Genomic DNA, 26,968 nt, shown 5'->3' with positions numbered 1-26,968 from the left:
ATTTATGATATTAGATTATTAACCCAAATGAATTCAAGATAAATGTCTAAAAAAAGAGTATAACATTTTGAAACAAAATACGAAATCTACCTTAGATCTGAATAAAAAGACAAATCCCCAGTAGCAAAGGCTTTGTCCCTAGTTATTATTGATTTTTTAAATAATTTTCTATTAACTCAATAAATAAATTGATAGATTTTGTATGCAGTTCAGGAGAATTAGTTATAACCGAAAAATTTCTCTTAATTGGTGTCCCTTTAACCTTTAATGCTCGAATGGTATCCAGTTGTCTTTCTTTTTTAAAAGTAAGATCAGATAAGTAACTAATCCCAAGCCCTGCTTCAACTGCTTCTTTAATAAGCTGAGTGCTGCCAAACTCCATCAACCTCGGAGGACTTATTTGTAAAGCTTGAAATAATTTTTCTGTTGCATCTCTTGTACCAGAACCCTCTTCACGGACAATCCAATCTTCTTGTTCCAACTGTTCTAGTGAAACTTCCATATTGGAGAAATTTTGATAATTTCCCCCTGCCACAATATACATTTGGTCTGTTGAAACTGTTTTGATAGCTATATTTCGCTGAGATATATCCCCTTCCACAATCCCTACATCGATCTCATGACTGGTGATTGCTTTGGCAATATCCCTTGTGTTGCCAATTTGCACCGAAGGGATGATATTAGGAAAAAGATTTTTCATTCTTGCAAGTATATGTGGTAACACATACTCTCCAAATGTATAGCTCGCACCGATTTTTAATGGACCCGTTGGCTCGTTATTTAATTCATTCACCAACATCGTCATTCGTTTATATAAAGCAGTTATTTCTTTCGCATGTTTGTAGACAATATTACCCGCTTTAGTAATCTCTACACTTTTGTTTGTTCGCAATAGAAGTTTGCTGCCAATGTATTTTTCTAATTGTTGTATTTGCTGGCTGACGGCAGGCTGAGTCAAATGAAGCTCTTCCGCGGCTCTGGAAAAGTTTCTTTTATCGGCTACAGATATAAATACAGCTAATAGTTGATCCATTTTTCCACTCTCTTATATCGTATTTACTTATTATATATATAACAATTATTTATTTTCCTTATTGTACATCATTCGATACGATAATATTAGATAATAAAATGAGGGGATGAAAAAAATTGGAACAAAAAGCTATAATCGTCTCCAGTTCTAAAGAGCATAAAAAAGATGCAAAAAAGCTAAATGTTTCTTTGATATTAGGAATAAGTTTTACGTTGATCATAGCCTTGTTAGGCTTCATTTTGGCAGCACTGCCAGGTCTTAATCATATTGGATCACTCGCGTGTGCCATTTTACTTGCAATGATTTATCGACAGGTTTTTGGATATCCTGAAAGACTGCGTACTGGTATTCAATTTTCATCAAAAAGACTTTTAAGGGTGGCCATTATCCTTTATGGCTTAAAGCTTAATATGGCCGTCATTTTCCATCAGGGATTGCCCCTTTTGCTAAGAGGTGCCGGAACGATTGTTTTTTCCATTGTTGTCCTGATGATCCTTGCAAAATGGCTGAAAGCAGATTTTAATCTATCTTTATTATTAGGAGTTGGAACAGGGATTTGTGGTGCTGCTGCAATTGCCGCTGTTTCGCCCATTATTAAAGCAAAAGATGATGATACCGCCATGGGTGTCGGCATCATCGCATTAGTTGGCACAGTATTTTCAATTATCTATACATTATTAATTCCTATATTATCGTTTAGTCCTATAGACTACGGTAATTGGGTAGGAATCAGTTTGCATGAGATTGGCCATGTAGCTTTAGCCGCAGCCCCTGCAGGCAAGGATGCGCTAGCTCACGCATTACTTGCTAAACTCGTACGCGTATTCTTATTAGTTCCGGTTTGTTTTATCCTCATGCTTTGGATGAAAAAGAAAGGAAAATTAGAGGGAGAGACAAAATTTAAGTTTCCATGGTTTTTAATTGGGTTTGTCATTATGAGTTTTATGGGGAGCTATATTATTGATCGCGAGGTTTTTTTATCCAAGAAGATTATGTCTGATATTTCAGCTGTCACTTCATTTATATTAACCATGTCTATGACCGGCTTAGGATTAAATATTAGTTTAAAAGAACTGCGTACCAAAGCCATTCGCCCTCTAATAGCCATTCTCATTACATCCTTTCTCCTATCTTTATTAACGTTTTATACGAATTAACCTCAAATAAAATAATAGCGTTAAACAGCCTGAATTCATTGAGATGAACTCAGGCTGTTTAAATAATTTTCTTAAAATTGAATAACAATTCATTAATAAATTGCTTTGCTATCTTTGTTAACCCTTTCGTTTCTAAATAAATAAGCCAGAAATCAATAAGAAATTGATTCTCTTCCTTTAAAGGGATAATACTTATATCTCCATTTTTGACCATAAAACTATTTTTAATTGAAAAATCATGCACTAATAAAACGGCCTCGCTTCCTTTTACCAACTCGAAAAGAAGGCTGCTGCTATTCGATTTTACTAATACTTGATTTGGATCGAACTTTATATGTTTTAATATCATTTTATAATCGGATGTATTATACAAAGCTATTTTTGAATCTTTTAAATCACTAAGCGTTACATAATTTTTAGAACAAATTGGTGATTTTTTGCCAACAGCTGCACATATATGCCCATTATGAATATGTTCATAACGAATATTTTTTTCTTTTTTCAACTCATCTTCAGTTGCAGGGATTAGTGCAAAATCATAATTTTCTTGATTGAAATTCTGGATAATATTTGTTCGTTTTTGCTCCTCTAATTCAAATGTAACCTCTGGATTTTTCAGATTGAACTTAACTATTGTTTCTTCAAGTAAAAAAGTAAACGTAGGCGCGGTAAGGATTTTTAAATGGGTTTGATTGCTATTTTTATATTCATAAATTTCTTTTTTTAGTTCATTTAGGGTGTTTAGGAATGTCCTTGCTTTGGAAATAACCAATTTCCCTTCAAAGGTAGGAGTCACTCCGTGTTTGGATCGGTTAAAGATTTTAATGCCCAGCTCATTTTCCAGTTGTGTGATGGATTGGCTCATACCGGAAGGAGAAATAAATAATTTTTCAGCTGCTTTTGTAATAGACATTTCGTGTGCAACATTGACAATATACTCCATTTGTTCAAAATTCATTATTTCACCCCTAGACAACTGATCACATAATTAGATTAAAAAATATTTTACATTAGATTTTATTTTAATAAACAAAAAATTACAATCAAGAAATCTCTCCTGAATTTAAGGTTTCATTAGTAAACTTCATTTGCATACAAATTTACCTTTAGAGGAAAAATAAGTTATCTACTTCAACAAAATCCGGTGGTAAAAATGAACGAGATTTCAGATGTGCTACATTATAATATACAAACCTTACAGGCTATTTTGGGTAATAGTTCTGATTTTCAAGTAAGAGAAATCAACTTGAACAGTATAAATAAAAAAGCAGCAGTTCTATTCATCGATGAAATCGTGGATTCCAATGCTGTTCAGCAACACGTAATAGTACCATTATTAACATCCAATCTGCCGCATTTTACAACCGATGAAAAACTGATTGCTTTTATGGAATCTGCTGTGATTCAATCTAAAAATATTACACGTGTTGAAAATATTACGCTTGCTACAAATGACTTGCTGGCAGGCAGAACACTTGTCATATTGGAAGGAATTCATACGTTTCTCTCAACTGATACAACCAAATGGAGCGTGCGGAGCATAGAAAGCCCAAAGGGACAACGTGTCGCGAAGGGACCTGATGTTGGATTCTCGGAAAATAGAACCACAAACCTCTCTCTTGTACGTAAAATTATTAAAAATCCGGATTTAAGAATAACGACCAAGCAATATGGAACACATACACATACAGACGTATCAGTCATGTACATTGAGAATATCGTGGATAAACAAATATTGAAGACAATCTATGAGCGCCTCGAACACCTACAATTGGATGCAGTACTAGAAGCAAATTACATTGAGATGGTTCTGACAAAGGAGTCAAGGTCTTTTTTTCCACTTATGTTGAATACCGATAGACCTGACGTAGTAGCAGGCGAATTGTTGGAAGGAAAAATCGCGATATTTGTAGACGGCACTCCCTATGTACTAATCGCTCCTGCGGTTCTTATCCAATTTTTCCAAACACCCGAAGATTATTACATAGGGAAAACAGGTCTTATCAATCAGCGCCTTCTCCGTTGCTTTCTCTATTTTATTGCTTTATATATTCCGGGGCTCTATGTAGCGTTTTTAACTTACCATGCAAACTTATTGCCAGTTAAACTGTTATTGGGCTTTGTTTCACAACGGGAATTGGTGCCATTTCCAACATCGTTACAAGTTTCTGTTTTGATGATTGTGGTGATAGCGATAAACGAAAGTTCCAATCGATTGCAGCAAAATGTTGCCATTACGGTGTCCATTTTCGCAGGAATCGTATTGGGCCAGTCGGCGATTGAATCCCAATTAGTCGAACCAGCAAGCTTAGTGGTAGTTTGTATCACCTACATTTTAGTGAGTGTCGTCCCAATTTACTCTTTACGAATACCTGCAGTAACGATCAGTCTTATTTTTATTAGTTCAGGCGCTGCTCTCGGGTTTTACGGTATTGCTTTAATGTCAATTGTATTTCTGCTTCATTTAAGTTCCTTGCGCAGTTTCGGTGTCCCCTATTTATCGCCTTTTGCTCCAGTTGTTGCTCATGATTTAAAAGACAGCGCGATTCAATTGTCACAGCAAGAAATGACAAACGACGAGTCTCATTTCATGAAGGAGGAAACGATGGAGGAGACGAATGAAAAGAAAAAATAGAAATTCAAACATTACCGTCTTACTCATTGTTGGACTAATCATCGCTAATATTGTCGGTAAATTTGCCCAAGACAGTATGTTGGATAAAATATACGTTATTTCCGCAATCGGGATTGATAAAAGTAAAAAAGGCTACGTCACAACCGTACAAATCTATAATCCAGCATCCAATAGTAAAGAAGGATTAAAGGAACAAGGTCAGTATACGTACAGTGTACATGGTCGAACGATACCTGAAGCCATCGACCGTATTCAAAATCGATTACCACGGTCTATTTTCTTAGATGATACGGAAGTGGCATTAATCGGGGAATCTTTAGCAAAATCCGAAGGAATTTCTTCTATTACTCATTATCTAATGCGCGAACCTAGCTTCCCTTCCAATATAAGGTTTATCATATCGAAGGGAGTAAAACCGGATAAACTGCTTCGAATCTTTACGCCTGTTCAAAAAATTTCAGGAAGCAGATTCGAAGAAATTCTGAATCGAAAACGGGAATCCTGGGGAGACCTGCCGAACATGACCGCCGATAAAGTAGCAGGAATGCTAAAACAGAATAGGACAGAGCTAACCATTCCTTATATCACATTAAAGGGAAATCTTTCAAAGGGACTTTCAAAAAGCAATATCGAAAAGGCGACTCCTGATGCAATATTAGAGATAAATGGATTAGCCGTTTTTCAGCATCAACGATTATCCTACTGGCTATCATCTTCGGAAAGCAACCTGTATGCACTAACCCGAGGGAAAATACGCGATACCTCTTTGGTAACGAAATGCCAAAAAAAAGCGGGATTTGTGACATGGAAAGACGTTCAAAGCAAACAAGATATCCGTATACTGGATAAAAAGGGAGAACCTTCTTATCTTCTTCAGGTTCATATTAAGGGTAAATTGGAGGATGTGTCGTGCAATATGGACTCTTCTACAGTCAAAGCTATTGCCCAATTGGAACATGATGCAGAACTTGACCTTCAAAATCAGATTAATCAACTGATAGCAAAAACGCAAAAGAAAAAAACCGATATCGATGGATTTGCAGATATTTTGTATCGAAAACAACCACACCGGTGGAACCACCTTAAACATAATTGGGATTCCGTCTATTCAACTCTACCTATTCGGACAAAAGTAAAGGTTGATATTATAGATACAGGAGAAATTTCATCGCAATAAAATGGACTCTTTGCATTGAAAGGACTAAGGTGAAATGATGGTCAAATTAGCGCCAATTGAAATATTTTCCTTAATGATCAACTTTTTGCTGGGAAGTGCTATTGTCGTAGGCTGGAACTTCGAAACGAAACAAGATATTTGGATTACCATCTTGTTGTCGTTAGTCTTTGGAGTGGGGATTTTATATTTTTACCTAATGCTTCATTCAATCGGAAAATGGGGAAATTTGATCCAACTTTTAGAACTTGGATTTGGAAGATGGATCTCGAAACTACTTGGATTCATTTATTGTCTGTACTTTATATACATCGCTGGAAAAGTGTTAAAAGATTTCTCTTTTTTTGTCGGTCAAGTGCTGTTTCACAACATCCCTTATGTGGTAATTTCTTTTACGCTTCTTCTAGTAGTGTCATTTAGTTGTTATCTTGGCATCGAGGCTGCGGCAAGAAGTTCAGTAATTTTATGTGTTTTTACAGGCGTTTTCATTTTGATTCTGATGGTTTTTGGATACCTGTCTCCTTATTTTGAATTCAGAAATTTAACACCAATATTCCGAACAAGCTGGAAAAATATTTTCTCTTCTGTTTTCCCAACCGGATTAACCGTTCCCTATGGTGAACTCATCGTATTTACAATGCTATTTCCGTTTGCAAACGATAAACAATCTTTACGGAAATATGGTATTATTTCTGTGTGTACGACAGGAGTGCTCCTGCTCATAGCAGGAGAAATGATACTTGGATTGTTAAATTCAGAAACAGTTACCATGTATGTATTTCCGTTTGTGAAGGCTTTGGAACTTACCACCGTCTTAGAATTTCTGCCGCACTTTGAAACTTTTGCTGTCATTCTCAACCTTATTGGCGGATTTATTAAAATTTTTGTTTTTATGTACGGCGGGTTGATGATTATGGCCCACTTTTTTCCAAGAACAAATCGGAATCGACGAATTATGGCAGCGGCGATCTTAACTTTTTTATTTACATTTATATTATCGAAAAACCTTATCGAGCATTTGTACATCGGATTGAAAATTGTTCCGCTTTATATCCACATACCTTTACAATTTATCATTCCGTTTATCCTTGGAATCTGTTTGTTTATAAAGAAATACATAGTAAAATCATTATAAAATGAGTGTAATCCCACATTTCGTATTAATATTAAAAAGTGATAATATTTGAAGACATGCAAATTCTTAATACTTAAATATATATAAATTTTAATTGAGATTAGAAAAATCGTAAATTGGGGAAAATTAGAGTTTCATGAGGAAAATCGCTTGTAATTTTTTGGATGATCAATATAAAAATAAAAAGCGATCAAATTCCTTAAATAAATAGGATTGATAGCTTTCAATAATTTTATTTATTGAACAACCGTTACTTGATTAGGCTTAAGTAACAACTATTAGGAACTTAAAAAGCCACTATTTGGTTACCAAAAAGTGGCTTTTGTTTCTATACTAATCTAGATTTTTTATAAATTGATAGGTTTGTGGAGCTTTGATTCGCAGGAGCTCTTTCGTTTCATAATTTAAATAATACATCGCGAAGCTTTCAGCAAAATATTCTTCCGGATATAAGAAATAACTGTTATCAGGGAAAATTAGATTGTGTTCCTTTTCCCAAATATAATGAAATTGGGTGGTTCCGCTTATGTCATTGTAAACATATCGGTCAATGGAATGGGCCATTTCATGGAGCTCTAGGTTAACGGATCCGTGTCCTTTCCCCTTTTCGCTTGCACCGATTTTCACGAGAACAACTTTCGAACCACCTATTCCTGGGACATCATCCCACGTAACGTTGTTTTGATAGCCTCGCGGTGTTTGTCCCGCTAGATTGCTTGCTGTTGGGTTGTCGGTTAGTTTCCCTTTGAAAAGTTTTAGATTAATGCCTTGTTTATTGATTTTATCTAAAATAGTACCTGGAAGCGAACCGATTCTTCTTATGATCGCCGCAGCTTCTTTTTGGTCGAAGGGCTGTTTTGGAAGTATGATAATTTGATTAAGTTGGTCTAGCGATTTATTTGTAGTAAGAGATTGATAGAGGATAGAATTTCTCGGATAATCCACAAGTCTAACACCGTCTATTGCCGCCTGGGATGTGGTATTTATGGATAGGAACAAGCACATCATCATGATAGTAATGACCCATTTACGCATGCAGATTCCCCCAATTTGTCTATTTTTGTTATTAGGAGAATTATAACATGGTAAATAGTATGGTAGATTCGGAATTCCATAGGTAAAAATGGAGGTTTTTTCTATTTTTTTTGGTTTTAAAGAGATTTTTCATTTACCATGACAACAAAAAATTAGCTCTCTCGGGCAATGAATCGGCTTTTCATTTACCATACCCTCTAAAATTTAGCTCCCTTGGGCAATGAAAGTCCCTTTCATTTACCGTACCAACTAAAATATTGCTCTCTCAGGAAATGAACCTCCAGTCATTATCTACAAAAAGAAAAAGCTACCATTTCGGCAGCTTTCCTTTTCAAAAAATTATACTTCCAACCCAAAGTTGCGGCATAGTGAAGCTAAGCCGCCTGAGAAGCCGCTGCCGACTGCGTTGAATTTCCATTCACCGTTATGGCGATAAAGCTCGCAAATGACGACAGCCGTTTCTACGGAGAAATCCTCGCCGAGGTCGAAACGAAGGATCTCGCGATTCGTTTCTTCATCGACAACGCGGGCAAAGGCATTGCTGACCTGCCCGAAATTCTGGTTTCTTGCCTCGGCATCATGAATCGTGACCGTAATTGCAATTCGGCTTACATGCGATGGGACTTTACTGAAGTCAATTTTGATTTGTTCGTCATCGCCGTCACCTTCACCGGTGCGGTTATCGCCGGTATGTTCAACAGAACCGGAAGGATGAACTAAATTATTGTAAAAAATAAAATCTAAATCCTGTGTCACCCTGCTGTTTGCATCCGTTAAAAACGCCGAAGCATCCAGATCGAAATCATGGCCGCCATGATAACGGTTTGTATCCCAGCCAAGACCGATAATGGCCTTCGTTAGGCCCGGATTCGTTTTCGTTAAGTCAATTCTCTGTCCTTTAGATAAGTTGATGCCCAAAAGTATCACCTCATTATGAATATGTTCGAACTACTTCACTTAGGCTTGCTGCATTTGTGCCGCTGCCGATTGCTGCAAATTTCCACTCATTGTTATTGCGATAAATTTCTCCGGTAACAAGACATGTCAGGCCGCTATAATTATCGGATAAATTATATTTGATTAACTCTTGATTGTTCGTTGGATTTACAACTCTGATAAAAGCATTGCGGATCATGCCAAAATGCTGCTTTCTCTTTACACAATCATAAATATTTACAACAAAAACCAACTTTTGAATATGAGCAGGTACTCTGCTTAAGTCGATCATAATTTGCTCGTCATCGCCATCGCCAGCTCCTGTCAAGTTGTCGCCAGAGTGCTGAACGCTGCCGTCATTGCTTTTTAAATTGCCAAAATAAATCACGTCTTTATTATTTTGCAACTTGTCATTGGCACCAAGCATGATTACAGATGCGTCGCAGTCTACGTTAGCCGAGCTGCCGCCGCCTCCAAATAAAGAACCTAACAAACCGCCGCCACCGCCGCTTTGCACAGGGTCCCAGCCTAATCCTACCATGATTTTCGCAAGCCCTGGATTCCCTTTTGTTAAATCTACTCTTTGACCTTTTTGTAAATTAATTGCCACATCAATCACCTCATTAAATTATTGTTGTTTCATTTTCTTGAAATTATCTTGAAGCTGCTCTAACCGCTTTGTTCCCTCTAAACGCATGCGTTTGTTTTCTTCTTCAATCGCTTTTGTTTCCTGCATGCCCTTTATGATGATGTTCCAGGATTCTTCAATCGTTTCAATTTTGATGCTTGGGCCGCCGGCAAGCCTTGCGATATCCGTGCTTTGCTGGGAAATGTTTTGTGCGTTTTTCAGGAGCATTTCATTGGTGCGGCGGTCAAGCTCACTCATTGAATCTGCTACAAGCTTTTGCCTTTTTGCCGCCACTGCCTGAATTAAACCATTTTTAAAAATTGGAATCGTTGTCACAAAGGCTGAATTGATTTTTCCAATCAGCTTCGTATTTCCTCTTTGTAATAACCGGATTTGCGGTGCCGTTTGCAGCGCTACCATTTTGGCCATTTCTAAATCATAAATACGCTGTTCTAAAAGCTCGATGGCATTCCGAAGGGAATCGAGCTGCATGGAAGCTAGCTGATCGCCTGCGGCTGCGCGGGCTTCAAGCTGCGGCAGCTGGTTGTTCTTCAGGTCCTCCACCTTGATTTCGCCAGCCACTACGTATTTTTCCAGCGTTAAGTAAAATTGATAGTTTTGTTCATACATTTGCTCGAGCATTGTAGTCGATTCGACCATCTCTTGACGGTATTTTGAAATTTCTACATAGACCTTATCAATTTCTGAACCCATGGTTTGATATTTGCCAAAAATCTTTTCGATCATCTTTTCGCCTTTTTTGAACAGCTTGCCAAAAAGTCCGGGAGATGATTTTTGAAAATCCTTTGGATCAAAACGGTCCATGATGCGGCCCAGCTGTTTGAGAAGTTCCCCGGAATCCTCCACCTTTGTTGTCCGCATATTTGCGAGGATTTGATCGGAAAACCGTGAGACTTGTACAGCTGGTTCTTTCCCAAACTCTAAAACTTGAATCTGGTCGCGTTCATCGATGGTGCGTGCTAAATTTTGAATTTCAGGCTCTTTGCGAAGAGCCAGCTTTATATCCGATACTTTTGTTTCTGTTAATACGTCATCAGTTCCTGCCGGCGTTAAGCCGCTTGAAGGATTTGGCGATAGATTCACTCATTAATCTCCCCTTAAATTTTTTAAGATTCCTTGAAATAGACCTTTTTTAAAAAGAGAAGGCTCTTTATATTCCAAATCAAATACCATGTCTTCGAGCCAGTGTTTATCAAATAACCGGTCATCAAGATAATTTTCGATATCATTGTGCCCGGTGGGATTATAGAAAACGATATCTACACCAAATTGATTGAGTAAAAGTAATAAGGCTGCATCTGCCCTTGAAAGCATACCAGTTAATTCATTGTTGAAAATAATTAATTTAGGAACATGCTGGGAATAGTCAAACTTCTCCAATAACTGAATCACGTTCTTCGGGATAAACATTGACTGAGTAAACAGAAAAATTTTAACATCTTCCATGGTTTCCATTGGCAATGGCTTTAAATCCGGTTCATGGCATATTTCGCGGATTGCATTTGCCATTCCTTTTTGCAGTCCTGTTGGTAAAAAAGAATATGGCCAATAATGGGAGTGCATTATCTTATCCGGGCTAATTAAGCCATCCCGGCCCAATGCATTTCGATAATGGTAGCGAAAATCGCTATTGCTGGATATCGCAAAAGGAAGCTGGCGAATGAGAAAACTTTGATCGAATTGGCTAAGCGATTGCAACCGGTCCCAATATTCTTTTCGATTTTTACTAACTCCAAGTACTTTGGCAAAAACGGACGGGATCTTGACATGTCCATTCTCGACAGAAAAATCTGGTCGAATCATCGCCAGTTCCTTACCAAGGATAAATAGCTCATCATAGGTCGTCTTCAGCGTAATGGATGAGGGAGTATACTCCCTTAACTGCCAAGGCTTGTAAAGACCCGATCCCTCCTGATTAAGAATCGTTTCAATCTCTTTTGAAGCCCTGTATGCCACTGTCGTTTTCCGGCTCCGTTTTTCTTTAGGGAAGGGTTCCGCCGGCTGCTGATTTGGATATTGATGGGTGAAGACGGGTTCGTGAATCATTCCTCCCAAAACATCTTTACCCTCCGGATGAAAAATAACAATGTCACAGCCAAGTTTTGCTAAATAAAATAAAAAATATTGATGACTCTTTTTAAAATCACCGTACCACAAAAACTTTGGCATTTCTTTTTCAGGATTGGCGGTTTCGAGAAGGGGCTGCAAATGATTGACTGACCACTTGACCACATCTACGAGAACCCGCCTTAGCTCGTGATTTTTCAATCCGTCATTCTCCATGCTTGCGTATAATTCCAGCATTGCTATCATGGCCTCTCTCAGCTTTCGATGAATAGCCGGGACCAGTGATTTTAGTAATAGCTGGTCGCCATCTAGAAAAGCAGTAAAGCGATTGATCGATAGCTTCTGTTCCTGATGAATATTCAGCACTTTTTGAATCGCTTGAAAGTGGGCGTTGTTAATGGATTTATCAAGTGAATCCTCACTTAACAACTGTAAGCCCCATTCCTTTGCATTCACATAATCAAAAAGCTGGTTATAGTATTCATCTGTATCAATGGGTACGCCAAAGAATTTCCCCAGGACCTGCCCAATTTGAATTGTTCCATTTTCTAATGAGTATTCCGGCCGTTCCGGTAACATTTTTTTTAATAATCCGTGCCAATTTTCAAATGAAAGGGCCCCAATTGGTCGGACGATTAACTGATTATATGATGGGTGCATTCATGATCCCTTCCTCTGAAAGCGAAAGATTTTTCAAACTTAGTAAATTATGTAAGGTTACTATTTCATCATATCACAGTTATAAAAATGGTTCATTTCTTTATACGAAAGTGTTCGAAAAATGTTTCATTTTTAGAGCAATTTCCACCTTTTTCACCTTTTTCCTTGTCCCTACATATTATTTGAGTACTCAAACTTAAGTAGGTGACACGAATGCGATTTTTATATAAGCGGCCGAAGATGAAACTAATCGATGAGGAAATAAATGACGTCCTCGAAGTGATGAGTGCAAGCGCTTTTATTTATCTGGATTTACTTGTGTTCAGTTTAATCTTTACACTTCTGATGGTACCCGTACTCCATTCGATTGGACTGTCCATAATATTTTTTATTGCTTGCTTTATTCTTTTTTCTTCCCTCTATTATTTTGTTTTCACTCGGATATTAAAGTAAAACAGTGCTTTAAAAACTGTTGGAGAATTTCTTCCCCTGCCAAAGCACCTGAGTTTCCGGTTAACGAAAGTCCGGGTTTCTTGGACACGCTGGCCAATTCACCATGGTTAGGGACAAAACGATATTGGCAGATATCTAAAAAGTCCATATCTAAAAGCGAGTCACCAGCGCCAGCAATCGCCTTCATTCCTTCCAGCTGACAAATATATTCTAGGGCGGCGCCTTTGCGAATGGCCATCGGCATAAAGTAAAGCTTCTTCCCTTGTAAGGAAATTCTCCAGCCATACTTTGCGGCCAATTCATTTAATTCACTTTTGATAAAGGAATCGGGGAAACCATTTAATATGTAATAGAAAAATAGATTTTCCACTTGCTTTAATTGCCCCTCAAAATGGTACCCCTCACTCTCGACAATCGATAACAATTCTTCCGGAGATGCCGACTCCATTGCTAACGTTTGAAAAATATGATTTGACCATTCCTCTAAAAGTTCCCCTTGATATAAAATATTGGCACCATTTGTGGTAATCGCATATTTTAGCGAAATATCTTCGGTAAAAATTGTAAATCGATTAAATTGTTTTGTCGTTCTTGTGGTCACTGGGATAAATAAACTATGACTGGAAAGCTCCTTTAACGTAAAAAAAGAGGATTCCGTCATATAGGCAACCCACCTGCCATCTTTTTTTTCGACAGGTTTAAGTAGAGTCCCTTCCGGAATCCCAAGCTCATCAAGCGCTCTTTTTGAATAAACAAGCGTCCGGTCAAGATCAGAGGCAAAAATCATCTATTTTTCTCCTTCACTGATTTGATTAGACCGCAGCACAAATAATTTAAGTCAGGGTAATCGACAACTTCGACACCCTTTTCTTTTGCCAGCATGAGAATGTGCTGGACGTAAGGACTGGAAGAATCACGCATCAATATTTTCCATGGGACTCTTCTAAGCAATACCCTGGTGGTTTCCCCAACTCCTGGTTTTATATAGTTGGTGTTTTCAATCGCAAATTCAGCCTGGATTTTCTTAACATCCTTCATCCCTAAAAAATCAGCTTCAATTTCCTCATCTCTTTTTTGCATAAAGAGTTCATATGCTTCAGCAACAATATACGCAAACTCCTCATCTATTAACCTAATAAATTCATTTGATACATCCTCTGCTTGAAGCTCCCTGTAAAACTTTGCCCCATGAAAATCTTCTGGACCAATATATTGATCATTTAGAACGGTTCGGCTAACAAGACCCGAGACAGTTGAGTTTAAACAAGCGCTCGGAATTAAAAAATCCTCTCTTGTTCCAAAAAGCTTGGTGCAATATCCTGGGTCTGCCATAACCGCGAGCGTATCATCTAGGGTAATTCCATACTTATGTCCAAATTCCTGACAGGCCTTTGTCAGTTCGATTGAAATCGCGCCTTTTCCGGTCCAGCCATCCACGAATTGAATGATTCCATCGGGATGTTCGTTAAGGATATATTGAATGGCATTTTCGTCAATTCCGCGGTCACGGATAATTGAAATACTATAATGCCTTAGGGACAGATTGTAACGCCTTTTTAAATACCGCTTGATGAGGATTCCGACTGGTGTTCCGGCACGGGCCAAGGAAACAAGAACTGTTCTTTCTCCCTTTAATTGATAGATTTGCTCCGCCACAATGCCGATACATAACGCTACTTTCCGCTTATACTCATGAAGGGTTTTCCAAAATAAATCAACATACTCTTTTGGCGGCTGGTACTCAATTGGCAACGATTCGCTATAATGACCGCCTGATTGCATCCTAACTTCCCGGTTTTTGGTCGAATCCTCAAGCTTAATGGCACTTAAATCCTTTAATAAGAAAAGAACATCATCTTCACGATAACTTCCAATAAGCGCTGGCTTTTTGATCGTTTTTTGCATATTATTCACCTCTTGCATTAGAAAAAAAGACGAGCTTAACAGACTCTATTTGTAATGGTGCTAATGCATCCAAGAACGGCTGAAGATTCTTAATATCTACTTCTCTTTCAAAAAATAAAAATAATTCATCATAATATCCTGGCGGTATATTATAAACAAAATGTGTGACATCCCATTCTTCAGGATTAGGAAAGGTGAGGCCGAATCTTGCTCCATACCCTTTTCTATCTTCAATATAAATAGGGCTTCTGGTAGTGGAATGATAGGAGACGCCCTTCCCCATACCCGCTGCTAATTTCATTGGCAGGTACATGAATTCTCCCGTTCCAAGACAAAGCGTGTTTTGACCTGACCGTTTTTCTTTTAAAAACTTAGCTGCTTTGGCCATTTTTTGTTGATTCGAAAGGTGCTCGGCACTGTTTAACCCGAATCTACCCGTTTCGTTTATATATGGAACGTTGTTTCTATCATGAAATGGGCTTGATGTAAAATGTTGGGCTAGTCGTACCTCTTCAATCGACATCTTAATTTGATTAGTCTGATTAAAATCATGGGATTGTTCTTCCAATCCCATCAACTGCTGGACCTTTACGGTTCCGGATAAAAGACTTACCACCTTAATCGTAATTCCAAGTTCTTTCTCGAACCGAAAAAATTCCACTTTGTTCTCGTCTGAACGCCAATCCAAAATCGATACAACTGTATATTCCTTACGTGGAAATTGTTCGTGAATCGATCGAATAATATTGATTGCCGTCTTACCGGTCGTCATTTCATCATCAACAAGAATGATTTCCCTATTATTTTGAAGTAGTTCCCGCGCTACATAACAGCGGTGTGAAGTAGCATGTGAGTGCTCTTCCTCGAAGGTAATCCCAGGTGTTTGACCTACTAGTTCTTCTCTCGTCGTATGAAAATAATCGGCATTTTGAAAGCATGAAAAAAACGCGTGTCCGAGGGCAGTGGCCGTTTCCGCAAACCCGATCACAATCGGGTTAATATTTGGCGGTATAAAGGGATGATCCTCGAAGTCTCCACACTGCTGAAAGGAGAAAAGAAGCCGTTCCTTCTCACGGAATTCCAAACCTTTTATAGATTCTATAAATCTGGCTGCTAGAAGTGCAGCTGTGACCAGCCCCTTATTTGCATCAATGGGCAAATGTTTGCCAAGTACTTTGCTTACAAACAAAAACGAGCGTTTTTTATTTATCCTTGCTGCCATCGTAAAAAGGGCATCAATAGGTAGTTGATAGGGATTTTCTGTGACTTCAATTTCCGTATTAATGGCGTCAAGGACGTGAAACGTATACTTCTTTTTTAATAAGGTCAATGTTGGTGAATTCTTCATGTAACACCCCGTAAAGCTGTGATTTTAATAGGATTTTCTTTGCCCAATAATAATGAGGTTTAATCTCGTTCATTTTATTAGCGAATTCGCTTTTCATGACGCCAATTTCACCGGTGGCCGCCTTTACAATATTACTTGCATCAATATACTCCTCGTAGGAAACCACATTTAGCGACTGGACAATCTTGATATGGGAGGGATGAATAATTGTTTTTCCCGTCAAGCCGTTGGCGATATCCATTATCGTTTCCCTAATCAGTCCATCCAAATGATTATCGATTAATTTAGCTCTCCATTTAAGCCCTTCATCCCCAAAGCGTTCACGAAATGGAGTTTGTCTGAGCTGCGGCTTCAGCATTCTATTTTTTGCAGAAAAATATTCCCAAACAGGACCAGAAACAACATAAGAGCTGTCGAATCGTTGAAAAACATTGATAATATCAGTTATGCAATCTCTTAATACCGCAATATCGTAAACTGTCGTATCAGCACTTCGGCGGATCCCATATAATCCACAAAAATCGGTCGCACCAATGCGAATATTTAGAATATTTTCCTTATAACGGTCGACCTGCTGTTTTATCGATAATAATTCTTCCATCCTTGTTTCTTTTTGAATAACCTTTGCTGTTTCAAGGATGGGCATTGCATAAAATGGATGCTGCTCGGTATGAAGCTGCTGCACCTCGCTTAATAAGTTTTCAGCATTCTCAGCATTAAATTTTGGGAGTACAACTCCTGTCAAAAGACGTATAGCATCGCCCAGCTGTTCCGTCACTCGTTTGAGCTGCTCAAGGTCCCGAATCCGCACAAACATAAGCGGCAAATCTTCAAAGTTTAAAAACCCTTTATTCAACTCTCCGAATAAATGTAACAGCTCCCTAATCAGCAGTCTTTCAGCGCGATGAACTTCCTTGTCCCCTACCGCATCCTCAAGGTCAATCACAAGCGAAGTTAACCCGTCGTGCTTTTTTGAGAGAATTTCCTGATGTATATTCGGCCGGGTTGCAGGCATATAGAGGGTGGCTCCCAAACCATAGGATAACAGCTCACGCTCTGAATATTTACTAAAACTTTGCGGCTTTTGATAAAAATAATGATCCATTTCATTATCATAAAAATATGTAAAAAACCTCATTTTTAAATACCTCTCTTTAAAGGTAAAAAATAAGGGAGACGGACTCTCGTCAGCTCCCTAATATTAAAGCAACTATGTTATGAATTACTTTCTTTGCTGCCTTCTTTATTCTTATTCATGAAGTGTACAATAAATGTCGCTCCAAATGTTAACAGTAAGATGATAAAGAAGTAAAGTGACTCAATATGAATATCAAAGACACCGAGGAACATCTTAACGGAAATAATCAGAATTAAGATATAAGCAGATGTTTCTAGCTCAGGTACCTTATCAATCAAGGTTAAGAATACACCGGCCACACCTCGCATCATTAACACACCGAGCATACCGCCAACTAATAATACCCACACTTCGTTACTCACTCCAAATGCGGCAAGGACGCTGTCTACGGAGAAGGCAATATCCATTAATTCAACGGATGCTACTGTTCCCCAGAAAGTACCAAACAGGCGAATCAATAACCCTTTTTGGTTAATTCCTTCTGCCTCCTCATCACCGGCATCTTCTCCACCCTTTTGTTTATCAATAAAATACTTAATTGATAACCATGCAAGGTATGCGGCGCCAAGGACCTTCACCCACCATAGCTCAATGAGGTAAACCCCGATTCCAATTGCGATAAAACGGAAAACATAAGCCCCAATTAAACCATAAAATAATGCCTTTTTCCGCTTTTCAGGCGGCAAATGCTTGACCATGACGGCTAAAACAAGGGCGTTATCCGCTGATAGTAACCCTTCTAATATAATAAGTGTACCAATAAGTCCCCAACTGACCGGATCGGTTAATACCTTTCCCCACATATCCAAATCAAAAAATTGAGCATATGTGTCAATAATCCCCTGCAAAACTGACATTAAAGAAATTCCTCCTAGTTTATATGCGAAATTTTGTAAAAAGACCCAGCCGAACGCCGGGTCTCTTAATTTTTAAAATTAACCAACCTGTAATCCAAAGTCTGTTGCCAGTGCTGCTAAACCGCCTTGATAGCCGCTGCCAATGGCACTGAATTTCCACTCACCATTGTGACGGTATAATTCACCGACAACGATAGCTGTTTCAATTGAGAAATCTTCCCCTAAATCATAACGGATAAGTTCTTCACCTGTAGATTCATTAAAAATGCGGGCGTATGAATTAGAAACCTGGCCAAAGTTTTGGTTACGGCTGGCCGCATCATGAATGGTAATCGTAAATGCGATACGCTGAACGTTTGCAGGAATAGCCGTTAAATTGATGGTAACCTGTTCGTCATCCCCATCACCGTCACCTGTACGGTTATCTCCTGTATGTACAACGGCACCATTTGCACCTTTAGGGTTGTTGTAGAAAACAAAGTCGGTTTCATTCGTCACTTTTCCATTTTCCCCGAGCAAGAATACTGAAGAGTCTAAGTCAAAATCATTTCCACCATCGTATTTATTCGTGTCCCATCCAAGTCCAACCACAACATTTGTTAGTCCTGGATTTGTTTTTGTTAAATCAACCTTTTGCCCTTTTGATAAACTTACTGCCATTTTTCATTCCTCCATTTTAGGTAATAGTCTATTTACGAGTCTTTCTTAAAAAAGTTTCATTTATAATATAAATATTTTTTTTGCCATTTAGCAAATGTACTCGAGTTAACTCATCCATTTTGGCGGAGTATTTTTATCCCAATAGATGGATCCTAGTTCATTATGATTTTGAAACTCATCATGATAAGTATGGTAATGAAAATTAAACCAGTAGCCTGCCTGCGGCGGATTATCTCTTCGAACATGAAATCGTAGAATATCTTTTCCATCAATTTCATTTTTTATATTAAATATTTTTTCCGAATGTCCCGTTCCGGGATGCTCAGTGATTGTGAGATTTATTAAATCCTCTTCAGGAAATTGGCCAGCTGTTTGATTCAAGGCGATTTCAATATTAGGTAAAATGATTTCACGAAATTCATCTTCGATAACTGGTTTAATTTTGCTGCCAAACTTTTGGTATGATTGTAATTCTGCCTGCTTCAATAAATTTTGCATAAACTTTTCTCTATCAAACTCTGATTCTTCTAGGTAGGCGGTAGTTTGCGAGAAACTGTTGGCTGGGGCCGGTGTCTGGAAGACATCCCGCTCGCTCAAGTTGTTTGCATTTACGGCATTCATCAGCTGTGTTGGCGTGACGAGACCGAAAGTTAAAATAGATACCGTGACAAAAAGTGATTTACGGAGCCATTTTTTCATATTCTTTCACCTAAATTCTATTGAGAATTTTGTTGATTTAAAATTTGCCTATACAAACTATTATACTTCCATTTTCACAAAAATGGAAAAGAACAGATTGTTAATAAAAATAGAAAAACTGAGACCGGCTTTTGTCTCAGTTTTATTTTTCAATATAACCAAAATGAAATTTGGCATTTTGTCTGCGAAACACTTGAAAGCCGTATCTTTCGAATCGGCTGCTTCTAAAATGGTCTTTAAGGACCACGCGAAATTTGGCCACCCGTAAAGCTTCTTCCATCGTTTCTTCATCCAAATCGTTATAAATGGCAAAATGGGTTAGCGCCTTGATTCCAACTGACCCAATAATACTCTCTTCAAACATAGGATCAAAATATACACAGTCCACAGAGGCATCATTTAGACCTTTTAAATAGTCAAGTGAAGCTGCTTGAATGACATTGATCCTTTCCATTGCTTCATTCATTTGAGGAATCCCTGTATCCCAGGTTTTTAGCCCTTCTTTTACAATATAGGCCAAGTATTTTTGCCCTTCTGTTCCCGTAACAGAACCTTCTCTGCCTACAAGAAAACTTGCGACGATCGAATCGGAGGCTAGTCCTAATGTGCAATCCAAGACGGTCATACCCTTTGATAGCTTAGCTGCGTCAGCAAATGGATCATGTTCACCTCGCAGTAGTCGTTTGATCCGAAACATCGCTGAATTTGGATGAAAGAAAAAAGGTTCATGTTCCCCTTTTTGAAATAATTCCAGACGCTCTTTTCCAACCACCAGGCAATCGCTGTCCAAGTTTCCTTGTAAAAGCTGGACGGACCTTTTCTTTCTTGGAATATAGGGAACTTCGAGCCGAGTGGCGATGTTCATTGCTTTTTCATTTAATTGTTGTGTTGGTCTTCCTGAAGTAGTAACAAACATTTCTTACCTCGTAATGGTTAAATTATAAAAAAAGGATGTCAATTGACATCCACATTAGCAGTTTGCTTCAAAAGCAGACTTTAAATTTTCCATAATGAATTCGAGCGGCATACCTTCGATATCATGACGCGGGATGAAGTGAACGACCTTATTGTCCTTTAGCAGGGCCATTGAAGGTGAGGAAGGCTCAATCCCTTCGAAATATTCACGCATTTTTGCCGTTGCATCCTTATCCTGTCCTGCAAATACTGTCACTAAATGATCCGGCTTTTTGTCACTATTTAATACAGCCTGAGTTGCTGCCGGGCGTGCTAAGCCTGCCGCGCATCCACAGACAGAATTAACAACCACTAGTGATGTACCTTTAACATTTTCCATAAAATTTTCTACTTCTTCTGGTGTAGAAAGCTCCTGAAAACCTGCCTGTGTTAACTCTTGTCGCATCGGTAAAACCATTTGTCTCATGTATTCTTCATATGCCATTGACATAATAATCCCTCCAATTATAAGTTTTCCAGTGTTAGAATACTATATTTTCTCTTTCTAATGCAATTTTGAAATCAGTTTTCTGATTTTCTTGCTTCGGTCATTTGTTTCCAGACAGACCCCTTGGCTTCTTCCCCGCCTTCGATTCGTTCAATCGCCATTTTGATTTGCATGCTGACTTCAAATTCCGGGTCATTTTCAGCAGCTCTTAGAGCTGACAGAGCCTTTTCATCCCCTTCTTCATATAAAAACATAGCAGCCCGCCAGCGGACAAGTTTGCTTGAGTCTTTAAGGGACGATATCATTTCATCGGCTGCTTCAGGGAATCCCAAGTCCGAAAAACAATCTCCCGCTGTCCTGCGGACCGTGACAGTCTTATCCTTCAGGGCTTTAAATAATAGCGGCAATACTGCACGGTCTTTTATCATTCCGAGATAGACCGTGGCTAGCCTGCGAATGGATGGCTTCTCATCCGCTAATGCCTTTTCGAGGACCGGTAAATCCTCGAGCTCAGGATCATCCATTTGCTCTAGCAGCTGATAGCGTACCTGCCAGTCAGGATTAGCCAGCGCTTCAAGTGTTACCTTTTTCCGGGTGAGGGTTGGTTTTGCTTTTGTAATAGAATCTTTTTGCTGAGCACTTTCAACGAGTGCTTCTAATCGTTCTTGAGGATAGGCGGCAATTAATTCTTCCACCACGTCCTGACCTATTTGGTCGAAGTCTCCGTAACGGACACCCTGGTCTCGCCATTTTCTTAACAAAATATAGTTTTCGTCATGGAGCTGCGCCTTTTCTCTTGCCTTTAAGAAGTATTCAGGCATTCCGAAGCGTTTTTCGGTCGTGCCATCGGTTAACTTCACTTGGAGGGGAATATCTTTAAACATTTGGACTTCTACTTTAATTTCACCGAAATGCTCGTTTACCCGGTTTTCTGTCTCGTTAGATTCGCCTGCCGCTTCTCCAAACGACTGACGGACTTGAGGGAGCAATACTTTCCAATCAAATTTGGCATTCCTTTCAACAGCCAAGAAATCAGCAACGTGATACACACCTTTGATTCCTTCTATTTGAAGGATTGCCTGAATGACAGGAGGAGCCTCTGTAGACGTTTCTTTTTTAAAATTATAGCTTTTCCCCATTGGCAGTTCTTGATCTAAAATAATTTTCATTGTATTCGGACTTGGCGTTGGTTCAATCGCCTTTATTTTCAACAAAATCACCTTATTCGTAAAATTTCTTTATTCGTTTTCCGCAAATTCAGCTAGATATGACCATCGTTCAATTAAATATTCGAGTTTTTCGTTCAATTCTGCTTCCTGTTTCATTAAATCCTGAGCTTTTGTGAAATCGCTGCCCGACTTCCCTAATTCCTCCGAAACTTCTTCGATCTTTGCCTCGGTTTTAGCAATGACCTCATCAATTTCTTCCCATTCTTTTTTCTCTTTAAAGGTCATTCTTTTCTTTTTTTCCTTTTCAGGAGCTTTAGGAGCTGGTGCCGAAACTTTCACAGCTTTCTCTGCTTCAAGAGCCGTTTCTTTCTCAAGATATTCTGTGTAACTTCCATAAAAGGAATCAATGATCCCTTCACCACGTAAAACAAGCAGCTGCTCAGCTACTTTATCAAGGAAATAGCGGTCATGGGAAACGGTAATCACCACTCCAGGGAATTCTTCGAGATAGTCTTCAAGGACGGTCAAGGTTTGTGTATCTAAATCATTAGTCGGCTCATCCAGTAAGAGAACGTTTGGTGCAGTCATTAAAAGCTTTAACAGGTAAAGACGACGCTTTTCCCCTCCAGACAACTTACGTATAGGCGTTCCATGTGTAAACGGAGGAAACAGGAACCGTTCAAGCATTTGGGCCGCCGAGATTGTCTTGCCATCCGATGTTTCCACAATCTCAGCAGTTTCCTTAATATATTCAATCATCCGTTTATTTTCATCCATGTCTTCGCTTTCCTGCGTATAATAAGCGATTTTCACGGTCTGTCCCATGATGAACTCACCTTTATCAAGGGGAATTCTTTGAGCGAGAATATTTAAAAGGGTTGATTTCCCCGCACCATTCCTGCCAATGATACCAATTCGATCGCCCGGCTTCACTAATAAATCAAAATGATTTAAGATTGTTTTTTCCGCATACCGTTTGGATCCATCCTTCAGTTCAAAAACCTGTTTGCCAAGTCTGCTGCCATTTAACGAAATATCAAGTTTCTCGCTTGAAGGCTTACCTGATGCAAGCTTTTCATCCAGTGCTTCAAAGCGTTGAATACGCGCCTTTTGCTTCGTTGTTCTTGCTTTGGCGCCGCGCCGGATCCACTCTAGCTCACGCCGGAACAGGTTTTTTCTTTTTTCAAAGGTAGCTGCTTCATTTTCTTCACGAATCGCCTTTGCTTCTAAAAAAGCCGCATAATTTCCTTTGTAGCTATATATATTGCCGCCATCTAATTCAAACATCCGATTGGCAACTCGGTCTAAAAAGTAGCGATCATGTGTGACCAGCAAAATCGAACCACTGTATCTGCTCAAATAATCCTCCAGCCATTTAACGGAATCAAAATCCAGATGGTTAGTGGGCTCATCAAGGATAAGTAAATCAGGTTCAGCAATCAATACCTGTGCTAAGGCGACACGTTTTTTCTGACCACCAGAAAGCTCACCAATTTTCTTTGTAAAATCCTCGATTCCCAATTTCATTAAAATCGATTTAGCATTCGTACTCGCATCCCAAGCATTTAGCGCATCCATTTGCTTTTGCAATTGAAAAAGTTGTTCCTGAACCTTTGTATCTGCTGGAGATTGATCCAGGTCCATTAATGTTTTTTCGTATTCCCGCATTAACTTTAAAATGGGCGCATCACCATGGAAGACTTGTTCGAGGACAGACTTGTCCGCATCCAATTCGGGCTGCTGGTCTAAATAAGAAATGGAATAATCCTTTGCAGTGATAATTTTACCTTCGTCAGCAACGTCAACACCTGCAATTATTTTTAATAAAGAGGATTTGCCTGTCCCGTTTATCCCGATCAAGCCTACCCGTTCCTTTTCACTAATCGTGAAGGTAATATCATTAAAGAGTTGTTTCTCCCCATAGGTTTTTGACACATTTTCAACTGTTAGCATTTTCATGAGTCTTGCCCATCCCATTCTTGGTAAAATTGTTCTAAAAATAAGACCATCATTTGGTGACGGCCTGAGGCCATATTTTTGGCAGCTTCTGTATTTAAAAGATCCCTTAATTTCAATAGTTTTTCGTAGAAATGATGGATGCTTGTCGATTTTCCTTTTCGATATTCTTCCAAACTCATTTCTTTTCTTACCGAAATGTTAGGATCGTAAATAGGCTGTCCTTTTTTCCCGCCATATGCAAACGCTCTGGCAATTCCAATTGCCCCAATGGCATCCAATCGATCAGCATCCTGAACAATCTTTGCTTCGATAGATTCTAGCGTGGTTTTTCTTCCGCCTTTATATGAAATCGATTCAATAATTTTTACGATATGATTTTTATCCGCATCCGTTATTGAGACTGAGCTTAAAAAGGATTCAAGTTTTTGATTGCCTTTTTCCGCACTTTCATTTAATTTTTCATCTGGTATATCATGCAGAAGCGCCGCCATTTCGATGATAAACGGATCTCCAGCTTTTTCTTCCGTGCAAATATGTAAAGCGTTTCGACGGACACGGTCAACATGGAACCAATCATGGCCTGTTGCATCTTCACCTAATTCATGTCGAACAAATTCTTCGGTTTGTTTTATGACCATTTAAAGCACCTACCTTCATCCTTGCTATTTTATCATGAATAAACCATAAAAAATAACCCCGAATGCTCGAGGTTATCAATCCAATCTTATTTGAAACCATTATGCCAGCTGATGCCCAAGGTATTTTCACCTGCATGGACACCAATGACTGCACCTAATGGGCAACCAACCACGTTTAATTCAGGAAATTGCTTACCAATTTCAGTTTTCCATTCCTCCGCATGTTCTTCATGTAGGCCATAAAGAATATACACCTCTTTAAATTGTTGCTTCTCATACGCCATCCTAAAGTAATCGAGGATTTTTTCCTTTGCCTTTTTCTCACTACGGACCTTTTCTTTTACGTTCAGCGCACCATCTTCAATCGATATGATCGGCTTTACGTTTAACAAGCTTCCCAGGAAAAATTGGACGCCTGTCATCCTGCCGCCGCGATGAAGCTGTTCCAGGCTGCCAACCAGAACATAGGTTTCATTCGTATCCCTAATCCGTTCCATTTCCTCAATGACCTCTTCAAGCACGGTGCCCGTTTCAAGCAGGTTCATCCCTTTTTTGAGTAAAGCCGACATAGGATAAGTAAGAATCTTCGAATCAAAGGTTGTTACTGGAATATTTACAAGGCTTGCTGCCTGCTCACTTGAGGATACTGTACCACTTAGTTTGCCTGAAAGATGGACACTGACGATTTGATCATAATCCTTTTCAAGCTGTTCATACAAAGCCTGGAATGCACCTATAGATGGCTGTGAGGTGGTGGGAGGATTTTTTAAATGTTTTAATCTTTCAAATAACTGTGTTGGAGTCAAATCAATCCCATCTGCATACACCTCTCCATCCAATACAATCGATAATGGAATGGAATACACATCTGGATGATTTATTAATTCACTATCTAAATAAGCAGTGCTATCTGTTACCCATGCTGTATTGACCAAGGCCATCTCCCCCTATTATTAGTATGTGGTCATAATACTAAGTTAAAACCATCGTACCTTTATTTTTGAATATTGTAAATATTTAATGTGTTAAATTAATCTGTTGATTTCCGCTCCAGGCGCGAGCGGTTCGCGGGCGGTTTGGGGAGCCACCTCGGCGCTTTAGCGCCTGCGGGGTCTCCCCTGTCCCGTACTCCCGCAGGAGTCTCGCGCCTTCCACTCCAATCAACAGTGTTAAAAAATCAACAGTGACCTTTAACACAGCCAATAATAAAAAATAAAACCGGCTGATTAGGCCGGTTTTACTGAAAGTAATGTCTCTATATCTTTTGCAATTTCACTTGGTTTTGTCTGAGGGGCAAAACGCTTAATGACGTTTCCATTTGCATCGACTAAAAATTTGGTGAAGTTCCACTTAATGGTATTAAGGCCTAACAAACCAGGAGTTTGCTCCCTTATGTATCTAAACAATGGATGGGTATAAACCCCATTAACATCCACCTTTGCAAACATTGGGAACGTTACACCATAATTTAATTCGCAAAAGGATTTAATTTCTTCCTCACTGCCAGGGTCTTGGTTCATAAATTGATTACAAGGGAACCCAAGAATTTCTAACCCCTTATCCTTATAGGTTTCATAAAGTTCTTGCAGGTCCTTAAATTGAGGGGTGAAACCACATTTGCTTGCCGTGTTTACAATAAGTACAACTTTCCCTTCATATTGCTTAAGCGAAATCTCTTGTCCATCAATCGTTTTAGCGCTAAACTGATAAATTGTCATCCTTTACCCCCTATTTCCTGTCACCACAAATGCCTGCAGCTGTTCCATTGTGGTGACCATAAAATCAGTCATTTCAATCAAATCATCCATTTGCTCTTCACCAATTATTCTTTCAAAATCAATCGCAATAGTATTTTTGATTTTTCTAGGTTTGTTTAAAGGATTATATTCTACAGATTGAGTAATTTTCCTCTTTTCGCCCCAAATATCTAAAAATATTGTTTCAATCGCTTGAAAATCTGAGGGATTTTCCAAATGTTCGAGGAAAAATTGCAATTTAACATAGCTTCCGGCAAGCTTTTCTGGCAGTGAGCTGGGCAAGAGCTCAGCTGCCAGATTAACAAGCTTGGATTCCATTTCAATTTTGGCAGTAACAGTACCTGCTGGCAATTGAAAGGATAGGTCAAACGAACGCGACATTTTTGCCATGTTTATGATATCATTTCGGTCTGTAATAATGATTTCACCGCTTAGGTCAAAGTCATAAAGCGCACCTTCAATAACTACTTTGATATTATCAAAGGCAGTAGGATCAAACATC

General features: G+C 38.8%; 27 protein-coding genes. 4 read left to right on the top strand and 23 right to left on the bottom strand.

The genetic code is table 11. The annotated features are described in order from the left end of the window. Window positions 1-145: 145 nt before the first annotated feature. Window positions 146-1,033 carry a LysR substrate-binding domain-containing protein gene (locus AC59HZ_RS03660; RefSeq protein WP_496544515.1) on the bottom strand — a complete coding sequence of 296 codons (888 nt, stop codon included), beginning with the start codon at window positions 1,031-1,033 and terminating at the stop codon, window positions 146-148. Between the two features lie 116 nt (window positions 1,034-1,149). On the opposite strand from AC59HZ_RS03660, the gene AC59HZ_RS03655 reads away from it, so the two are divergent. Continuing rightward, entirely contained in the window at window positions 1,150-2,190 is a 1,041-nt protein-coding gene (locus AC59HZ_RS03655) for a YeiH family protein (protein ID WP_496544514.1), read from the top strand. A 58-nt stretch (window positions 2,191-2,248) separates the two neighbouring features. On the opposite strand, the gene AC59HZ_RS03650 is transcribed toward AC59HZ_RS03655, so the two are convergent. Beyond that, window positions 2,249-3,148 carry a LysR family transcriptional regulator gene (locus tag AC59HZ_RS03650; RefSeq protein WP_496544513.1) on the bottom strand — a complete coding sequence of 300 codons (900 nt, stop codon included), beginning with the start codon at window positions 3,146-3,148 and terminating at the stop codon, window positions 2,249-2,251. A gap of 195 nt (window positions 3,149-3,343) precedes the next feature. Between AC59HZ_RS03650 and AC59HZ_RS03645 the strand changes: the two genes are divergently transcribed. From AC59HZ_RS03645 to AC59HZ_RS03635, 3 genes are read left to right on the top strand one after another with little or no spacing between them, the layout of a single operon-like run. Continuing rightward, window positions 3,344-4,825 carry a spore germination protein gene (locus AC59HZ_RS03645; RefSeq protein ID WP_496544512.1) on the top strand — a complete coding sequence of 494 codons (1,482 nt, stop codon included), beginning with the start codon at window positions 3,344-3,346 and terminating at the stop codon, window positions 4,823-4,825. Next, a complete protein-coding gene (locus tag AC59HZ_RS03640) occupies window positions 4,809-6,002 on the top strand; it encodes a Ger(x)C family spore germination protein (RefSeq protein ID WP_496544511.1) in 1,194 nt (397 codons plus the stop codon). The genes AC59HZ_RS03645 and AC59HZ_RS03640 overlap by 17 nt, the downstream gene beginning before the upstream one ends. Before the next feature lie 34 nt (window positions 6,003-6,036). Next, complete coding sequence (locus AC59HZ_RS03635; protein WP_496544510.1) at window positions 6,037-7,134, top strand: GerAB/ArcD/ProY family transporter; 1,098 nt, start codon at window positions 6,037-6,039, stop codon at window positions 7,132-7,134. A 333-nt stretch (window positions 7,135-7,467) separates the two neighbouring features. Here AC59HZ_RS03635 and AC59HZ_RS03630 read toward each other — a convergent pair whose 3' ends face one another. The 21 genes from AC59HZ_RS03630 to AC59HZ_RS03530 all read right to left on the bottom strand — a co-directional run bounded on the left by AC59HZ_RS03630 (window position 7,468) and on the right by AC59HZ_RS03530 (window position 26,967). Continuing rightward, window positions 7,468-8,169, bottom strand: a complete 702-nt coding sequence (locus AC59HZ_RS03630; RefSeq protein WP_496544509.1) for an anthrax toxin lethal factor-related metalloendopeptidase — start codon at window positions 8,167-8,169, stop codon at window positions 7,468-7,470. Between the two features lie 339 nt (window positions 8,170-8,508). Continuing rightward, a complete protein-coding gene (locus AC59HZ_RS03625) occupies window positions 8,509-9,087 on the bottom strand; it encodes a TerD family protein (RefSeq protein WP_496544508.1) in 579 nt (192 codons plus the stop codon). A 13-nt stretch (window positions 9,088-9,100) separates the two neighbouring features. Then, a complete protein-coding gene (locus AC59HZ_RS03620) occupies window positions 9,101-9,715 on the bottom strand; it encodes a TerD family protein (protein WP_496544507.1) in 615 nt (204 codons plus the stop codon). Window positions 9,716-9,733: 18 nt separating this feature from the next. Continuing rightward, window positions 9,734-10,837: a toxic anion resistance protein gene (locus tag AC59HZ_RS03615; RefSeq protein ID WP_496544506.1), complete on the bottom strand. Its 1,104-nt coding sequence runs from the start codon at window positions 10,835-10,837 to the stop codon at window positions 9,734-9,736. A gap of 3 nt (window positions 10,838-10,840) precedes the next feature. Continuing rightward, window positions 10,841-12,481, bottom strand: a complete 1,641-nt coding sequence (locus tag AC59HZ_RS03610; RefSeq protein ID WP_496544505.1) for a YceG family protein — start codon at window positions 12,479-12,481, stop codon at window positions 10,841-10,843. 433 nt (window positions 12,482-12,914) lie between these two features. After that, on the bottom strand, window positions 12,915-13,721 hold the full coding sequence (locus AC59HZ_RS03605; RefSeq protein WP_496544504.1) for an HAD family hydrolase: 807 nt from the start codon (window positions 13,719-13,721) through the stop codon (window positions 12,915-12,917). Further along, window positions 13,718-14,839 carry a cysteine protease StiP family protein gene (locus tag AC59HZ_RS03600; RefSeq protein ID WP_496544503.1) on the bottom strand — a complete coding sequence of 374 codons (1,122 nt, stop codon included), beginning with the start codon at window positions 14,837-14,839 and terminating at the stop codon, window positions 13,718-13,720. The genes AC59HZ_RS03605 and AC59HZ_RS03600 overlap by 4 nt, the downstream gene beginning before the upstream one ends. Before the next feature lies 1 nt (window position 14,840). Next, window positions 14,841-16,187 (bottom strand): phosphoribosyltransferase family protein, encoded by a 1,347-nt coding sequence (locus tag AC59HZ_RS03595; RefSeq protein ID WP_496544502.1) that lies wholly within the window; start codon window positions 16,185-16,187, stop codon window positions 14,841-14,843. Then, window positions 16,129-17,325: an HpcH/HpaI aldolase/citrate lyase family protein gene (locus AC59HZ_RS03590; RefSeq protein WP_496544501.1), complete on the bottom strand. Its 1,197-nt coding sequence runs from the start codon at window positions 17,323-17,325 to the stop codon at window positions 16,129-16,131. Before AC59HZ_RS03590 ends, AC59HZ_RS03595 begins: the two co-directional genes overlap by 59 nt. A gap of 77 nt (window positions 17,326-17,402) precedes the next feature. Beyond that, window positions 17,403-18,182: a TerC family protein gene (locus tag AC59HZ_RS03585; protein ID WP_496544500.1), complete on the bottom strand. Its 780-nt coding sequence runs from the start codon at window positions 18,180-18,182 to the stop codon at window positions 17,403-17,405. A gap of 78 nt (window positions 18,183-18,260) precedes the next feature. Further along, window positions 18,261-18,842, bottom strand: a complete 582-nt coding sequence (locus tag AC59HZ_RS03580; protein ID WP_496544499.1) for a TerD family protein — start codon at window positions 18,840-18,842, stop codon at window positions 18,261-18,263. A gap of 105 nt (window positions 18,843-18,947) precedes the next feature. Further along, entirely contained in the window at window positions 18,948-19,541 is a 594-nt protein-coding gene (locus AC59HZ_RS03575) for a YpjP family protein (RefSeq protein WP_496544498.1), read from the bottom strand. A 142-nt stretch (window positions 19,542-19,683) separates the two neighbouring features. Further along, the gene (locus AC59HZ_RS03570; RefSeq protein WP_496544497.1) at window positions 19,684-20,457 is read right to left on the bottom strand and encodes a class I SAM-dependent methyltransferase; all 774 of its coding nucleotides are present in this window, start codon (window positions 20,455-20,457) and stop codon (window positions 19,684-19,686) included. Between the two features lie 54 nt (window positions 20,458-20,511). Beyond that, window positions 20,512-20,946 (bottom strand): BrxA/BrxB family bacilliredoxin, encoded by a 435-nt coding sequence (locus AC59HZ_RS03565; protein WP_496544496.1) that lies wholly within the window; start codon window positions 20,944-20,946, stop codon window positions 20,512-20,514. A 71-nt stretch (window positions 20,947-21,017) separates the two neighbouring features. Then, window positions 21,018-22,154, bottom strand: a complete 1,137-nt coding sequence (locus AC59HZ_RS03560; protein ID WP_496544654.1) for a conserved virulence factor C family protein — start codon at window positions 22,152-22,154, stop codon at window positions 21,018-21,020. A 27-nt stretch (window positions 22,155-22,181) separates the two neighbouring features. Continuing rightward, a complete protein-coding gene (locus tag AC59HZ_RS03555; RefSeq protein ID WP_496544495.1) occupies window positions 22,182-24,071 on the bottom strand; it encodes an ABC-F family ATP-binding cassette domain-containing protein in 1,890 nt (629 codons plus the stop codon). Then, entirely contained in the window at window positions 24,068-24,709 is a 642-nt protein-coding gene (locus AC59HZ_RS03550) for an HD domain-containing protein (RefSeq protein ID WP_496544494.1), read from the bottom strand. The genes AC59HZ_RS03555 and AC59HZ_RS03550 overlap by 4 nt, the downstream gene beginning before the upstream one ends. Before the next feature lie 86 nt (window positions 24,710-24,795). Then, window positions 24,796-25,644: a DegV family protein gene (locus AC59HZ_RS03545; RefSeq protein ID WP_496544493.1), complete on the bottom strand. Its 849-nt coding sequence runs from the start codon at window positions 25,642-25,644 to the stop codon at window positions 24,796-24,798. A gap of 82 nt (window positions 25,645-25,726) precedes the next feature. Beyond that, window positions 25,727-25,906, bottom strand: a complete 180-nt coding sequence (locus AC59HZ_RS03540; RefSeq protein WP_496544492.1) for a hypothetical protein — start codon at window positions 25,904-25,906, stop codon at window positions 25,727-25,729. Between the two features lie 29 nt (window positions 25,907-25,935). Further along, window positions 25,936-26,427 carry a glutathione peroxidase gene (locus AC59HZ_RS03535; RefSeq protein ID WP_496544491.1) on the bottom strand — a complete coding sequence of 164 codons (492 nt, stop codon included), beginning with the start codon at window positions 26,425-26,427 and terminating at the stop codon, window positions 25,936-25,938. Window positions 26,428-26,430: 3 nt separating this feature from the next. After that, on the bottom strand, window positions 26,431-26,967 hold the full coding sequence (locus AC59HZ_RS03530; RefSeq protein WP_496544490.1) for a hypothetical protein: 537 nt from the start codon (window positions 26,965-26,967) through the stop codon (window positions 26,431-26,433). Window position 26,968: the final 1 nt, after the last annotated feature.

The organism is Neobacillus sp. DZ-9 (genome assembly GCF_059587065.1).
The sequence above is the reverse complement of the archived record's forward strand: the minus strand, read 5'-3'. Positions and strand labels throughout refer to the sequence as shown.